Consider the following 14,482-nt stretch of genomic DNA (forward strand, 5'->3'; position numbering starts at 1 on the left):
AAGGGACACTTATCTTCTATTATTGCTAATTTTGCGTCGTGTCGCTAATCACACGCCGTGACTCCATGTCACGAATTGTATTTTCTAGCCGGGAAATCTCGGCCGAGAGGACATCCAAGGTGTCATCAACCTGATCACAGCGATAGCCTCGGAAACCGAGAGAAAACTTCACTGCATTTATATCGTTGGCTCGTGGATGCTCCGGCAGCAGCACCGGAGGCAAAGATGCCTCATGTTCTACCAGCCCCACGATTGGTTCATCAGTTGATTCGAAGTGACGGCCTGCAGGAGTGGACCTTCGCTGACTGGAAATCAGCAATGCCACGCCGCCAACGCACAAGATTGCTAGTGCAATGAGAAAAAATGGCATAACTAACTCCGGCTCGATGACTTCTTTTCTTTGTCCTTAACCATGTTACGCAACACAATGTCTACTGCCTCATCTGGATCGTCGGTGAGGTGGAATAGATCTAAATCTTTGGGCGAAATGGTGCGCTCTTTGGCGACAACGTCGGTAAGCCACCCCACGAGGCCGCCCCAGTATTCGGTACCAACTAGAACGATGGGGAACCCAGTAATTTTCTGCGTTTGCACCAGTGTGAGTGCCTCGAACAGTTCATCCAATGTTCCGAAGCCACCGGGCAGGACAATGAAGCCCTGCGAGTACTTGACGAACATTGTTTTGCGCACAAAGAAGTACCGGAAGTTGATGCCTCGATTGACCCAGGCGTTTAGTCCGGTCTCAAAAGGCAATTCAATGCCCAGCCCTACGGAAGTTCCGCCAGCTTCGCTGGCACCCTTATTGGCAGCTTCCATCGCTCCGGGGCCACCGCCGGTGATGGTGATGGCGCCTGCTTGAGCCAGCCGTTGCCCAACATGGTAAGCCTGCTTGTAATAGATACTTTCGGGCTCGGTGCGTGCCGACCCGAAGACGGAGACCGCCGGCCCAAGCCCAGCCAGCGAGCCAAAACCTGAAACAAATTCGGATTGGATACGCAGAACGCGCCAAACGTCACTGTGCGTCACATCTTCTTGCGGGCTTGCTAAGAGATAGCGGTCCAGTTGCTCGGCAGGCTGCTTATTTGGCCAGCTCGCTTCAACGTGGACCTTGCGCCCCGCCCGGGCATTTTCTTCACTCTTCCGCTTATGGTCCATGACCTCACTCTATCTGTATCGTCCCGACATCGTGTCCATCTGGAGACGCACGTTTAAAGAACAGTTTGATAACAACTCTTTGTGACTCATTCGCGACCTCGCATAATGTGCGTCACATGCAGTAATGTCTAATTTATGAAAAGCGATCATCAGGCTCAAGCTTCTTCTGACGGCCCCATCGTAGAACTACGTGGGGTCAACAAGCATTATGGGGCACTACATGTTCTGAACGACATCAATCTTCAGGTCACCAAGGGCGAAGTCGTCGTCATCCTCGGACCGTCCGGTTCAGGTAAGTCGACGCTGTGCCGCGCCATCAACCGACTGGAAACAATCGATGATGGAACCATCACCATTGATGGCAAGGTGCTTCCCGAAGAAGGTAAGGCGCTGGCAATGCTGCGCGCCGATGTAGGAATGGTCTTCCAGTCCTTCAATCTCTTCGCGCACAAGACCATCTTGGAGAACGTCACCCTTGGCCCGATCAAGGTCAAGGGCATGAAAAAATCCGAGGCTGACAAGGTGGCGATGAAGCTGCTGGAACGCGTTGGCGTCGCCAACCAGGCTGGCAAACTTCCTGCTCAGCTCTCCGGCGGTCAGCAGCAGCGTGTGGCTATTGCCCGCGCGTTGGCAATGCGTCCGAAGGTCATGCTTTTTGATGAACCGACCAGTGCGCTGGACCCGGAGATGATCAACGAGGTGCTCGACACCATGGTTGGTCTAGCCAAGGAAGGCATGACCATGCTGGTGGTGACCCACGAGATGGGCTTCGCGCGCAAGGCTGCGGACCGCGTGATCTTCATGGCCGACGGCCAGATCGTCGAGCAGGCCACTCCAGATGAGTTCTTCACCAATCCGAAAAGTGCGCGCGCCAAGGATTTCTTGGGCAAGCTCATTACCAACCACTAAATTCCATCACCGCATTCTGTATTCAGGAGGAATCATGCGTAAGAATCGTTTAGGCGCAATCGCCGCAATGGCCGCCGTCGCAGCTTTGGCTCTCACTTCATGTGGCGGCTCTGATGCCGGTAGTGACGAGGCTGGCGACAAGGTCCGTATTGGCATTAAGTTTGACCAGCCAGGCCTGGGCTTCAAGGATGGCGACAAGTACACCGGTTTCGACGTTGATGTCGCCAAGTACGTCGCCAACGAATTGGGCTACGCCGAAGATAAGATCGAATTCGTCTCGGCCCCGTCGGCAAACCGCGAGACACTGTTGGAAACCAACCAGGTTGACATGATCTTCGCGACCTACACCATCAACGATTCCCGCAAGGAACGCGTTGGCTTCGCAGGACCATACTTCATCGCCGGCCAGGACCTGTTGGTTCGCGCCGATGAAAGCTCGATCACCGGCAAGGAATCGCTTGACGGCAAGAACCTTTGCTCGGTCACCGGTTCGACCTCTGCTGAGAACGTCAAGAAGGACATCACCGGCGTTAACCTGGTCGAGCAGCAGGGCTACGCAGACTGCTTGGGTCTGTTGGAGACCGGCGGCGTTGACGCGATCACCACCGATGACATCATCCTTGCAGGCCTGGCAGCTACCGAAGCTAACAAGGGCAAGTTCAAGGTTGTTGGCAAGCCATTCTCCGAAGAGCCATACGGCGTGGGTCTGAACAAGACCAGCGAGAAGTGCGCTGACATCAACACCGCAATCCAGAAGATGATCGATTCCGGTGACTGGAAGAAGTCCTTGGACAAGAACACCGAGGGTACCGGATACGTTCCATCGGATCTGAACCCACCTAAGGAATTCGAAGCCTGCGCATAGAGCAAAGGCAGTCATTTCATGACCAGGTGCCGCGCTGGCCAAGGCCAGGCGCGGCACCAATGGTTTAGACCCATACCTTCTACCAAGGAGAACAAGCCGTGGAAGGCTACTTAAGTCTTTGGGATGAATATGGTGCGCGCATTATGGAGTCCTTCTGGGCTAACCTGCAGCTCACCTTTTGGGCGTTCCTGATCTCGCTAGTACTGGGTACGCTGCTTGCCATCATGCGCATCAGCCCGATCCCCAGCCTGCGTGCCTTTGGTACCGCCTATGTTAATATCTTCCGCAATACCCCGCTGACAATCATCATGGCATTCGGTGTCTTGGTGCTCTTCGGCGTATTCAAACTGCAAATCAGCAGCGACTTCAATCTGAACTTCTTCCAGATTGCCATTATCGGGTTGAGCATCTATCACGCCGCATTCTTCTGCGAAGCAATTCGCTCAGGCGTGAACACCGTGCCGTTAGGTCAGGCCGAGGCCGCCCGTGCTATCGGTCTGAGCTTCCTTCCGGCAGCTCAGCTGGTCATCCTGCCTCAGGCGTTCCGCGGTGCCATCGTCCCGATGGGCAACGTGCTGATCGCGCTGATCAAGAACACCACCGTGGCATTGGCCGGGTCCGTCGCCGAAATTTCGGGTCTGATGAAAACGATGATCGAGTACCGTGCAGATCAGGGTTTCCTGATCTTCCTCACGGTGGCTTTGATGTTCGTGGTCATCGTTGTTCCCATCGGTCTGCTAGTTACCTGGCTCTCTAAGAAGTTGGCGGTCGCGCGATGAGCACTCAGTCAGTTCTCTTCGATGCGCCAGGTCCCAAGGCCAGACGTCGCATCCTTATCCTCAACATCATCTGGGCCTTGATCTTCCTAGGTCTCATCGCCTACCTGATTTACGGGTTGTACGGGGCTGGTCAGCTGACCCCACAAAAGTGGAATGTATTTGCCACCGGGTCAGTATGGAGTAATTTCATCCTTCCTGGGTTGATCAAGACACTTCAGTCGGCAGCGATTTCGATCGTTACCTCGCTGATTTTTGGTTTCATTTTCGGCATGGGCCGGCTCTCACATAACAAGTTCCTCAACTGGGTCAGTACGGTCGTTGTTGAGTTCTTCCGTGCGGTTCCGGTCTTGCTGATGATGCTGTTCTTGTGGATCATGCTTGCCGAATCCGGCTGGGTAAAGCCCCAAGATTCGCCGTTCTTCGCGGTGGTTATTGGTCTGACCCTGTACAACGGTTCGGTAGTTGCCGAGCTGATTCGTTCAGGTGTTCACGGTTTGCCTAAGGGGCAGCGTGAAGCAGGTATTGCCATCGGCCTGACCCGCACGCAGTCACTGAGCTTAATTGAGATTCCACAGGCGCTGACGGCAATGCTTCCGGCATTGATTAGCCAGTTCATTGTGATCTTGAAGGACTCAGCCTTGGGCTACATCATCAACTTCAACGAGCTGCTCTTCATGAGCAAGCTGGTGGGTACCGGTAACTCGAACACCTTCCAGTCGTTGGTGATCGCTGCGGCAATCTTCATTATTCTCAACTTTGCACTATCTAAACTGGCCTCTTACGTTTCAGGCCGGCTCAGCTCCCGAGGTATTGCCTAGGGAACTGCAGATAACAACACATCGGCTGGTGGCCGCCCCTTGGGGCAGTCACCAGCCGATGTGAGTTTAAGCTTGCCTGTTTAGGGTTTAGTTGGCTTCGGTCAGCCAGAGCCGCAAGGTGTTCAGACAATCACGGATGGCTTGCTGGCTCACATGCTCGTCATCGGTGTGCGCCAATAACGCGTCCCCTGGACCGAAGTTCACCGCCGAGATCCCTAAGGCGGAGAATCGTGAGACATCGGTCCAACCGTATTTTGGCTTGGGCTCTTGTCCAAGAATCTGGACTAGGGAGGCCGCAATGGGCTGGTCAAGGCCCGGGCGTGCCCCTTCGGCCCCATCGGTGCGTTCTACGTCAAAGCCCTCAAAGAGCGCCCGCACAGCGGCTTCCGCATCCGACAAGTTCTTATCAGGGGCGAACCGGTAGTTGACCTCTACCTCACAATAATCAGGAATCACGTTGCCAGCGATTCCCCCGCTAATGCGTACTGCGTTCATCGACTCTCGGTACGCAAGCCCCTCCACGTCCACGGTGGCCGGCTGATAAGAAGCCAAGCGCGAGAGAATCGGAGCGGCTTTATGGATCGCGTTCTCCCCCATCCATGCGCGTGCCGAGTGAGCGGCGGCGCCAGTAGTTCGCACCAAGAAGCGGCTCGTACCATTGCAACCACCCTCAACCGTTCCGTTGGTGGGCTCAAGGAGAATCGCAAAGTCTGCGTGCAATAGCTGAGGCGAGTTACGGGCCAATCTTCCCAGCCCGGATTTTTCTGCGGCAACTTCTTCATGATCATAAAAAATATAGGTCACATCAAAGCGGGGGTTCGTCAGTTCGGCCGCGAGAGCCAATTGCACCGCGACGCCACCTTTCATATCGGTGGCCCCACGCCCGAATAGAACTCCGTCGGTGACCGTGGCCGGCACTGTCCCGCGTGCCCCGGCCATGTGCGGCAACGGAACGGTGTCCAAATGCCCGGCTAAGACCACCCGTTGTGCACGCCCAAAATTGGTGCGTGCCACGATGGAATCCCCATCCCGGTGCACCTCCAGGTGGCCGAGTCCGCGCAGCGCCTCATCAACCTGATCTGCGAGGGCTTTTTCATTCCCTGAAACCGATTCAATGTTCATGATTCGTTCGGTTAGCTTGGCGACGTCTTCTCGAAGATTAAGTTCGCTCACAATACCCATCATTCGTCACTTTTTGATTTCGTTCCGCTGTCATTTATCAACATTACTCGCAGTGTAAACGCTACGATCAGAGAATGACTTTTGAACCCGCAGCAGCACCTTTTGACTCATCGGTACGTTTGGCTTCCGCTCATGGGCTGGCCACGATCGCAACTGACGGCACGGTTTTGGACGTCTGGTACCCAGCTCCCGTTCTCGGAGTGATTTCTGAAGCCCCCGAACTATCCGGTGAATTAGCCGCAGCAGCAATTGATGACGCACAACGCGGAACCACGCAGAAGGTCATCTCGCTCACCATTGATCTTGATGTAGCGCCGGCAGATACTGCAGATGTCTGGCTCCGCTTGCACCTGCTCTCACACCGTTTGGTGGCCCCGAATACCATCAACCTTGACGGGATCTTCGGCCACCTGGCAAATGTGGTGTGGACAAACTTCGGCCCATGCCAGGTCGCTGGATTTGAAATGACGCGTCTAAAAATGCGCACACGCGGCAATGTGGACGTATACGGCGTGGATAAGTTCCCGCGCATGGTCGATTACGTCCTGCCTTCGGGTGTACGCATCGCCGACGCGGATCGTGTACGACTCGGAGCGCATCTGGCCGAAGGCACCACCGTGATGCACGAAGGTTTCGTCAACTTTAACGCTGGCACCCTAGGCACCTCAATGGTCGAAGGACGTATATCGGCATCGGTAGTTGTCGGTAATGGTTCTGATGTCGGTGGCGGCGCTTCCATCATGGGCACGCTCTCCGGTGGCGGCAAAGAACGCATCACTATTGGCGAACGAGTTCTGCTTGGTGCCAATGCCGGCGTAGGCATTTCCATTGGTGATGATTGTGTGGTTGAAGCCGGACTCTACGTCACCGCCGGAACCCGAGTGCAGCTGGAGGGCAAGAGTGTGAAGGCACTGGAGCTATCCGGAGTGCCTAACCTGCTCTTCCGTCGCAACTCAATCAGCGGAGCTGTCGAGGTTTTGCCACGCGCCGGTCAGCTCGTGGAACTAAATAGTGCATTGCATGCTAACTAATTTTTAGCAGTACTTGACGGCGAGGGGCACACCACGGTGTGCCCCTCGCCGTGGTTGTAGTGACTTCAGGGAAAGATGATGGTCACCATCGGCTGAATATATCCGTGGAAAGCCCGCCCATCACGCAATAATGACGTACTAGCAACGATCGTCGCTCCGCCAACAAGCCATGCACGTGGCTCGGTCAACGGAATGTCGATGACGTGAATTTGAGTTTCTTTCACATCTTGGGCGTGCTCCACCCCATGGTCGATGAGAATTCTTTCAACCTCATCCATACGCGCAGGAATGTAGTCCTTCGACTGTTCGCTAAAATTCTCACGGTGCTGATGGGCGAACATAGTTGCTTGACCATAGTGGGCATTGGCCAGCTTAGCTAGTTCCGGATAGCAGCCGGCGCCGAGGTCCGCGAGCAAATCCATAGGATCGGTGTCGTTGGTTGGTTCGCGGGTAATCAGCGAATCCCACCACGAGGACCATTCTTGTTTAATCTGTCCTGGAGCCACTTGGCGGTGACCACGGGCTTTTACTGCTGGGGCCAGAGCGGAGTTCGGCCCAACTTCCGAAGGATCTATTCCACCCAAGTCGCGAAGGTAGAGAGCCAACAGCATATTTGGATTGGTATTTATGGCCAAAGACCAATTATTGCCACGACGATAATACACGCGCACCACCTGACTCATCCAAGCAACAATGTGCCCTGTCCCCTAGGATACGCCGATAATCGGTGTTAAAACAGGAAACGGCCGGGCAAACACCTTAGTGTCTGCCCGGCCATTTTTGAACCAGTTACGCGAACTATTTCTAAGCTTAGACGCCTGGGTAGTTACGCTCGGTCTCGCCCATGTACAACTGACGTGGACGGCCAATCTTAAGTTCTGGGTCCTTGATCATTTCGCGCCACTGGGCAATCCAACCTGGCAGGCGGCCAATGGCGAAGAGGACGGTGAACATCTTCTCGGGGAAGCCCATCGCGGTGTAGATCAGGCCGGTGTAGAAGTCTACGTTCGGGTAGAGCTTGCGTGAGATGAAGTACTCATCGTTTAGCGCAGTCTCTTCCAGCTTCATTGCGATATCAAGCAATTCATTCTTGCCCTGCTTAGCCAGCAGGTCATGAGCGGTCTGCTTGATGATCTTTGCGCGTGGATCGTAGTTCTTGTACACGCGGTGGCCGAAGCCCATCAGGCGTACGCCATCTTCCTTGTTCTTGACCTTCTCCATGAAGTCTTCTGGAGAAATACCCGAGGACTGGATCTCGCGCAGCATCTTCAGCACAGCCTCGTTGGCACCGCCGTGGGCAGGACCGGACAGTGCGTGGATACCGGCCGAAACGGACGCGAACATGTTAGCTTCCGAAGAGCCGACCAGGCGCACGGTAGAGGTCGAGCAGTTCTGCTCGTGGTCTGCGTGCAAGATCAGAAGCAGGTCAAGTGCCTTGACCACGTCTGGATCCGGAACGTATGGCTCCGCTGCGGTGCCGAAGCACAAGCGCAGGAAGTTTTCGACCATGTTCATCGAGTTATCTGGGTACAGCAGTGCCTGTCCAATGGACTTCTTGTGCGCGTACGCGGCAAGAACTGGCAGCTTAGCGAGCAGACGCAGGGTTGAACGCTCAACCTGTGCGTCATCCTTTGGATCCAAAGAATCCTGGTACCAGGTCGACAGGGCCGAGACGGCCGAGGAGAGTACTGGCATTGGGTGTGCATCGCGCGGGAATCCGCCGAAGAAGCCCTTGAGTTCCTCGTGCAGCAGCGTGTGGCGGCGCAGGGATCCGTCGAAGGTTTCTAGCTGGTCTGCAGTAGGCAGTTCGCCGTTGATCAGCAGGTAGCTGACTTCGGTGAAGCTCGAGTGCGCGGCAAGCTGTTCGATTGGGTAACCGCGGTAACGCAGGATGCCTGCGTCGCCGTCGATGTAGGTAATCGCGGATTTCGTGGCCGCTGTATTCATGAAGCCCGGGTCGTAGGTTACGTTCCCGGTGGTCTTCAAAAGTGGCGCTACATTAAAACCATCATTGCCCTCGGCAGCCGGGATAACCGGTAGCTCTAGGCTGGAATCACCAAATTGTAGCTGTGCAGATTTAATATCTGTCATTGCATCTCCTAACCGGAAAGGCTTTAGTTCCGAAAGGTCAGTCGTCACGGTAGAACATACCGCTAATTGACCCATTCACGCTAATTCAACTGTCATCTTCACCGATTGGCGGAAGAGTTTAACCGCTCAACTGCTGCGGCTATCCGTTCATCGGAACCGGTGAGGGCAACACGTACGTGTAGTTCTCCGGCAGTTCCGTAGAAAGCACCTGGGCCAGCCACAATTCCAAGTTCAGCCAAACGCTGTAGCGTCTGCCAACTGGATTGCCCTTCCGTGCACCACAGGTATAAACCTGCCACCGAGTCTTCGATGGTCAAGCCAAAGTTTTCAAGTGCCGGACGAAGCATTTCACGGCGCGCCCGGTAAATTTCCCGCTGAGCTGCAACATGCTCATCATCGCCCAAGGCGACAACCATCGCATGCTGAATTGGACCTGGAACAATCATGCCCGCGTGTTTGCGGCTGTTGACCAAGGTCGGCATCAGGTTGGGGGCACCGGCGACAAAAGCGGCGCGGTACCCGGCAAGGTTCGACTGCTTAGACAACGAGTAGAGCGAAAGGAGATTATCCAAATTTCCGTCGTTAACACGCGGATCCAAGACGCTAGGTACGGCGTCTTCATATTCATCCCAGCCAAGTTCTGCATAACACTCATCGGAGGCAACTACCGCGCCCAGCTCACGAGCTTCGAGTACAAGCTGGCGTAACGATGCTAGGTCTCGCACCTTGCCGGTGGGGTTACCCGGAGAATTAACCCACACCAATTTGACCCGCGCACGTTCTTCATCGCTGAGCTCATTGAGGTCATCGGCAGCGATAGCAGTCGCTCCGACCAATTTCGCACCAATGTCATAGGTTGGGTAAGCGATCGAAGGTCGAACCAAGATGTCTTGTGGACCCATGCCAAGAAGTAGCGGAAGCCAGGCGACCATCTCTTTAGAACCAACGGTTGGCATGACATCATCAATGCTCAACCCCGTGACCTGACGACGGCGTGCATACCAATCGACAATGGCCTGGCGTACTTCTGGTGTCCCATGAGTGGTTGGGTAGCCATGAGAGTTTGCTGCCTGCGCGAGAGCCTCTTGGATAACCTGTGGCGTGTCGTCAACGGGAGTACCGATGGAAAGGTCGACCACACCATCTTGGTGCTTGGCCGCCAGTTCACGGTATGGCGCTAACTGGTTCCAGGGGTAATCGGGGAGTTCAAGCATATATGCGGAAACCTAGTCTTGATTCTGGGGTGGCAGAGCACTGATCAGCGGGTGATCAGTTCCTGTATTTCCAATTTTAGCGGCACCGCCCGGGGAACCAAGTTCGTCGAAAAAGTCGACGTTTGCCTTGTAATAGTCGGCCCACTGATCAGGCACATCGTCTTCGTAATAGATCGCTTCGACAGGGCAGACCGGTTCACACGCACCACAATCGACGCACTCGTCGGGGTGAATATACAAGGAGCGTTCGCCTTCATAAATGCAATCCACCGGGCATTCTTCGACGCAGGCCTTATCTTTAAGGTCCACGCACGGTTGGGCGATGATGTAAGTCACGGGTACTGAGACCTTTCCTAGCGCAAATTCTAAGATTTCACTTCAGTTTCACGGATTTAACCTCTGGTCGTTGAATCCGCAATAAGCTCTAGCTACAGTCTAGTCCTGATACCCAAACAAGCGATCTCGCACACCCACCCTGTGACGTAATCGACGATTCACATTTCGCACCAGGTTAACGAAGATGAATTCTTGTGCACTTAGATGACGGAAAATATGCTCAAATTTGAAGATCTTAGCCCCGGCGACCGCATCGTGGTGCGGTACCGCCTGGCACAGACATCCCCCGTGACCGGGAACGAGATCAGTAGCGATGCCCTCGGAGAGGTCCTCGCGGTCACCGCTGACACCGTGTCCATTAATACCAAGCGCGGCGCGCTGGACGTTGCCCGCCAGGCCATTACGCACGCCAAACGGGTCCCACCGCCACCGGTACGACGCTCCCGACCGCCAACACTGAAGTAGTTCACTGAACGGCGTAGACAGCGACTTGCGATTTGAAAATACCAATCACTAGGTAATTTTCGCGTATGCTGGCAATATGCCGACAGACGATCTAGTCCAAGCCCGCGCACGAGCTCTAAGCTCACCCTTGCGGCTTAGAATCTTGCGCTTATGCCTGCATGAGTCCCGTACCAATAAGGAAATAGCCGACATTCTCGAGCTGAATCCGGCGACGTCATTGCACCACGTGCGCACCCTGGTGGGCAGCGGTTTCCTCGCTGCGGAAGAGCCCCGACGCGGTAACCGCGGAGCTAAGGAAGTGCCATACCGTAGCACGCGGCAGTCCTGGGGCACCCGAATTCCCGATGCCGCTCCCCTGCTGGTAGATACCTTCCTGCAGGAAATCGATGGGCTTGAGCCACAAGAGATTCAGGTCATTCGCGTGGGTCTAAAACTTACCGAAGAGACGCAGAAGGAAATGCTCGGCCGTATTCGGGAAATTATCGAAGACTACGCGATGCGCGAAGCGGAACCTGAGGGCGTAGCTACCTCGTTGTTCCTCGCTCACCACTTGGATGTCACCGGCAACAAATAAGCGTTTTAACGTAGAAAAACCCCAGCAATGCTGGGGTTTTTCTAGGTTAACGCTGACGTTTGCGTAGTACACGCAATGCCATGAATAGCGAGATCACCGCGGGCACGATCATGCCATACATCCATAACAGCGAGGCGATGGTCGGACCGGGTAGATATTGCAGGTACTGCAGCGGCAAGATCATGGTGTCATTTCCAAAATAGGAAATCGACCCGACCACCAGGTAGCAGCCGATAAAGCCCACCGCGCCGGGCCAGAGTTTGCCAGAGGCAACCACGGACCAGTACACCAGCAAACCCAATAGCAGCCAGGCCACCAGCACCCCCCAAACCAGCGGAATATCTCCCGCATAGCTCAGCGAGGCATGGATTGCAGTGCCCAGTAAACCGGAAACCACGGCAGCAACCAGGCCGCGCACTAGCGCGCTCAGGTTGCTGCCGCCGGTCAGCGGCTGGTTAGCTCTTTGCTCGCGCACGAGTTGCCTTGGCACGATCGCTGGCGTTCAACAGAACCTTACGGATACGCACGGCATCCGGGGTCACCTCAACGCACTCGTCTTCGCGGGCGAATTCGAGGGACTCTTCAAGAGTCAGGTGGCGTGGTGGGGTCATGTTCTCGAAGCTATCCGAGGAAGCTGCACGCATGTTGGTGAGCTGCTTTTCCTTGGTGATGTTCACGTCCATGTCATCGGCGCGCGAGTTCTCGCCAACGATCATGCCCTCGTAAACCTCGGAGGTCGGCTGCACGAAGAAGTTCATGCGTTCCTGAAGCTTGATCATCGCGAACGGGGTGACAACACCGGAGCGGTCAGCCACGATCGAACCGTTGATACGGTATTCGATTGGACCGGCCCATGGCTCGTAACCTTCGGCCAGCGATGCTGCGATACCAGCGCCGCGGGTTTCGGTCATGAAGCGGGTACGGAAGCCGATCAGGCCGCGGGCAGGAACGATGAATTCCATACGAACCCAGCCGGTACCGTGGTTGGACATGTTGGTCATCCGGCCCTTGCGTGATGCCATCAGCTGGGTGATTGCGCCCAGGTATTCTTCAGGCACGTCGATGGTCATGTGCTCCATTGGCTCATGAACCTTGCCGTCAACAATCTTGGTGACAACCTGTGGCTTGCCGACGGTCAGCTCGAAGCCTTCGCGGCGCATCTGCTCCACGAGGATGGCCAGCGCCAATTCGCCACGGCCCTGGACTTCCCAAGCGTCGGGACGCTCGGTTGGCAAGATGTTCAGCGACACGTTGCCGATCAGTTCCTTGTCCAGGCGATCTTTCACCTGGCGCGCGGTCACCTTGGCACCCTTGACCTTGCCGGCCAGCGGCGAGGTGTTGATACCAATGGTCATCGAGATCGCTGGTGGATCAACGGTGATCAGCGGCAGTGGCTTCGGGTTCTCAAGGTCGGTGAGGGTCTCACCGATCATGATGTCTTCGATACCTGCAACTGCGACGATCTCGCCTGGTCCGGCCGATTCAGCAGGAACACGGGTCAGACCCTTGGTGGCCAGCAGCTCGGTGATCTTGACCTGCTTCATGGTGCCATCCTGGCGGGCCCAGTTAACCTGCTGGCCCTTGCGCAGCGTGCCGTTGAAGATACGCAGCAGTGCCAGACGGCCAAGGAATGGCGAGGCGTCAAGGTTGGTCACGTGAGCCTGGAGAACTTCACCTTCGGTGTAAGTCGGGGCTGGCACGTGCTTGATGATGGTCTCGAACAGTGGCTCAAGATCTTCGTTGTCCGGCAGGGTGCCATCGGCTGGCTGGGTCATCGAAGCGTAGCCGGCCTTGCCTGAAGCGAAGACGATCGGAACGTTCAAGACTTTGTCCAGATCCAGATCCGGAGCTTCGTCGGCCAAGTCCGAGGCCAGTCCGAGCAGCAGATCCATGGAGTCAGAGATGACGCCATCGATGCGGGAGTCGGGACGGTCGGTCTTGTTGACCACGATGATGACAGGCAGATCGGCGCTGAGTGCCTTACGCAGCACGAAGCGGGTCTGTGGCAGCGGGCCTTCGGAGGCGTCGACAAGCAGAACCACGCCATCAACCATGGACAGGCCGCGCTCGACCTCGCCACCGAAGTCAGCGTGACCCGGGGTATCGATGATGTTCATGGTCATGTTCTTGCCTTCGGCAGCTGGGCCGCTGTAGAACACGGTGGTGTTCTTAGCAAGAATGGTGATGCCCTTCTCGCGTTCCAACTCGCCGGAGTCCATCACGCGATCTTCGGTTTCACCGTGGCTTTCGAATGCACCAGTCTGCTGGAGCATTGCGTTGACCATGGTGGTCTTGCCGTGGTCAACGTGCGCAACGATAGCTACGTTGCGCAGGTCGTCGCGACGGATGAGAGTTGTATCTGACATACGGGAAGGCTCACTTCGTGTAGAGAATTTAGGGTCTCGGAGGCGGGGCCACAGTCGACCCAACATACTATTTTACGCGCTTCGGACAAGTACATCGTTTATCTGTGGTGGAACATACAGAAATAGCTTCATTAACGGCTAATAGCGCGCCGTTGAAATCCAATAACGCAGTTTGGTGTTTCCCCCGGTTTCATGCACCGTGGGGCGATTTTCATCGGCTTGTCCGCCGCAGGCGATGATCGTTGCCTTTGAAGCAACGTTCTGCTCATCACAGGTTACCAAAGCCGAGCGCACACCGTGGAATCTAAGCTCTTTCAGCGCAAATTCGCACAATTGTGTAGCGAAGCCGTGGCCACGAAATTCCGGGACCACCCCATAACCCAGGTGTCCACCGACCTCGCTCAGAAAATCGTTCAGCGCGTAACGCACCGAGACACGTCCTACGAGCTTTCCTTCGTGCACACCGACGAATAAACCGCTGGGCACCCACCCCTCGGGGATGAATTCGCCGCTACGGCCTTCGCTCATGCGTTGCACGTAGCCGCTCCAATTTTGCCTGGCCGACCAAGTCGGGAGAAAATCAAAATCATCGTCGAGCAACGCGTGATGAGCGGCAATTGCTTGCTGTTCATCGGCTGGGGATAGCTCTCTGATCAGTAATTTTTTGGTTGACTCCATAACTTCAGTATGTCAGCAG

The 14,482-nt window shown here is 55.5% G+C and carries 17 protein-coding genes; 7 read left to right on the forward strand and 10 right to left on the reverse strand.

Annotation, left to right across the window (positions count from 1 at the left end; genetic code table 11):
* Nucleotides 1–25: 25 nt before the first annotated feature.
* On the reverse strand, nucleotides 26–370 hold the full coding sequence (locus VJ369_RS05620) for a DivIVA domain-containing protein (RefSeq protein ID WP_324091124.1): 345 nt from the start codon (nucleotides 368–370) through the stop codon (nucleotides 26–28).
* A 2-nt stretch (nucleotides 371–372) separates the two neighbouring features.
* A complete protein-coding gene (locus VJ369_RS05625) occupies nucleotides 373–1,155 on the reverse strand; it encodes a TIGR00730 family Rossman fold protein (protein ID WP_324091125.1) in 783 nt (260 codons plus the stop codon).
* Between the two features lie 135 nt (nucleotides 1,156–1,290).
* Here VJ369_RS05625 and VJ369_RS05630 point away from each other — a divergent pair, with 135 nt between their 5' ends.
* The 4 genes from VJ369_RS05630 (at nucleotide 1,291) to VJ369_RS05645 (ending at nucleotide 4,526) form a co-directional block, all read left to right on the forward strand.
* Nucleotides 1,291–2,064: an amino acid ABC transporter ATP-binding protein gene (locus tag VJ369_RS05630; protein WP_414652624.1), complete on the forward strand. Its 774-nt coding sequence runs from the start codon at nucleotides 1,291–1,293 to the stop codon at nucleotides 2,062–2,064.
* A 34-nt stretch (nucleotides 2,065–2,098) separates the two neighbouring features.
* Nucleotides 2,099–2,929 carry a glutamate ABC transporter substrate-binding protein gene (locus VJ369_RS05635; protein ID WP_324091126.1) on the forward strand — a complete coding sequence of 277 codons (831 nt, stop codon included), beginning with the start codon at nucleotides 2,099–2,101 and terminating at the stop codon, nucleotides 2,927–2,929.
* A 98-nt stretch (nucleotides 2,930–3,027) separates the two neighbouring features.
* A complete protein-coding gene (locus VJ369_RS05640; RefSeq protein WP_324091127.1) occupies nucleotides 3,028–3,708 on the forward strand; it encodes an amino acid ABC transporter permease in 681 nt (226 codons plus the stop codon).
* Nucleotides 3,705–4,526 (forward strand): amino acid ABC transporter permease, encoded by an 822-nt coding sequence (locus VJ369_RS05645; RefSeq protein ID WP_324091128.1) that lies wholly within the window; start codon nucleotides 3,705–3,707, stop codon nucleotides 4,524–4,526. The genes VJ369_RS05640 and VJ369_RS05645 overlap by 4 nt, the downstream gene beginning before the upstream one ends.
* Nucleotides 4,527–4,613: 87 nt before the next feature.
* Here VJ369_RS05645 and dapE read toward each other — a convergent pair whose 3' ends face one another.
* Nucleotides 4,614–5,708, reverse strand: a complete 1,095-nt coding sequence (gene dapE / locus VJ369_RS05650) for a succinyl-diaminopimelate desuccinylase (RefSeq protein WP_324091197.1) — start codon at nucleotides 5,706–5,708, stop codon at nucleotides 4,614–4,616.
* Between the two features lie 74 nt (nucleotides 5,709–5,782).
* Here dapE and dapD point away from each other — a divergent pair, with 74 nt between their 5' ends.
* Nucleotides 5,783–6,739 (forward strand): 2,3,4,5-tetrahydropyridine-2,6-dicarboxylate N-succinyltransferase, encoded by a 957-nt coding sequence (dapD, locus tag VJ369_RS05655; RefSeq protein ID WP_324091129.1) that lies wholly within the window; start codon nucleotides 5,783–5,785, stop codon nucleotides 6,737–6,739.
* 65 nt (nucleotides 6,740–6,804) lie between these two features.
* On the opposite strand, the gene VJ369_RS05660 is transcribed toward dapD, so the two are convergent.
* The 4 genes from VJ369_RS05660 to fdxA form a co-directional block, all read right to left on the reverse strand.
* Nucleotides 6,805–7,404 carry a hypothetical protein gene (locus tag VJ369_RS05660; protein WP_324091130.1) on the reverse strand — a complete coding sequence of 200 codons (600 nt, stop codon included), beginning with the start codon at nucleotides 7,402–7,404 and terminating at the stop codon, nucleotides 6,805–6,807.
* A 145-nt stretch (nucleotides 7,405–7,549) separates the two neighbouring features.
* Nucleotides 7,550–8,830: a citrate synthase gene (locus tag VJ369_RS05665; RefSeq protein WP_096255960.1), complete on the reverse strand. Its 1,281-nt coding sequence runs from the start codon at nucleotides 8,828–8,830 to the stop codon at nucleotides 7,550–7,552.
* A 98-nt stretch (nucleotides 8,831–8,928) separates the two neighbouring features.
* Entirely contained in the window at nucleotides 8,929–10,044 is a 1,116-nt protein-coding gene (dapC, locus tag VJ369_RS05670; protein WP_324091131.1) for a succinyldiaminopimelate transaminase, read from the reverse strand.
* Between the two features lie 12 nt (nucleotides 10,045–10,056).
* The gene (gene fdxA / locus VJ369_RS05675; protein ID WP_105675226.1) at nucleotides 10,057–10,380 is read right to left on the reverse strand and encodes a ferredoxin; all 324 of its coding nucleotides are present in this window, start codon (nucleotides 10,378–10,380) and stop codon (nucleotides 10,057–10,059) included.
* Between the two features lie 216 nt (nucleotides 10,381–10,596).
* On the opposite strand from fdxA, the gene VJ369_RS05680 reads away from it, so the two are divergent.
* Both VJ369_RS05680 and VJ369_RS05685 read left to right on the forward strand, forming a co-directional pair.
* Entirely contained in the window at nucleotides 10,597–10,845 is a 249-nt protein-coding gene (locus VJ369_RS05680; protein WP_324091132.1) for a hypothetical protein, read from the forward strand.
* A gap of 76 nt (nucleotides 10,846–10,921) precedes the next feature.
* Nucleotides 10,922–11,419: a helix-turn-helix domain-containing protein gene (locus tag VJ369_RS05685; RefSeq protein WP_324091133.1), complete on the forward strand. Its 498-nt coding sequence runs from the start codon at nucleotides 10,922–10,924 to the stop codon at nucleotides 11,417–11,419.
* Between the two features lie 46 nt (nucleotides 11,420–11,465).
* On the opposite strand, the gene VJ369_RS05690 is transcribed toward VJ369_RS05685, so the two are convergent.
* The 3 genes from VJ369_RS05690 to VJ369_RS05700 form a co-directional block, all read right to left on the reverse strand.
* A complete protein-coding gene (locus VJ369_RS05690; protein ID WP_324091134.1) occupies nucleotides 11,466–11,894 on the reverse strand; it encodes a hypothetical protein in 429 nt (142 codons plus the stop codon).
* Nucleotides 11,875–13,785 carry a translational GTPase TypA gene (gene typA / locus VJ369_RS05695; protein ID WP_324091135.1) on the reverse strand — a complete coding sequence of 637 codons (1,911 nt, stop codon included), beginning with the start codon at nucleotides 13,783–13,785 and terminating at the stop codon, nucleotides 11,875–11,877. The genes VJ369_RS05690 and typA overlap by 20 nt, the downstream gene beginning before the upstream one ends.
* Before the next feature lie 138 nt (nucleotides 13,786–13,923).
* Nucleotides 13,924–14,463, reverse strand: a complete 540-nt coding sequence (locus VJ369_RS05700; RefSeq protein ID WP_324091136.1) for a GNAT family N-acetyltransferase — start codon at nucleotides 14,461–14,463, stop codon at nucleotides 13,924–13,926.
* Nucleotides 14,464–14,482: the final 19 nt, after the last annotated feature.

The sequence above is a fragment of the Glutamicibacter sp. genome, from assembly GCF_035257265.1.
In the GTDB taxonomy this organism is placed as follows: domain Bacteria; phylum Actinomycetota; class Actinomycetes; order Actinomycetales; family Micrococcaceae; genus Glutamicibacter.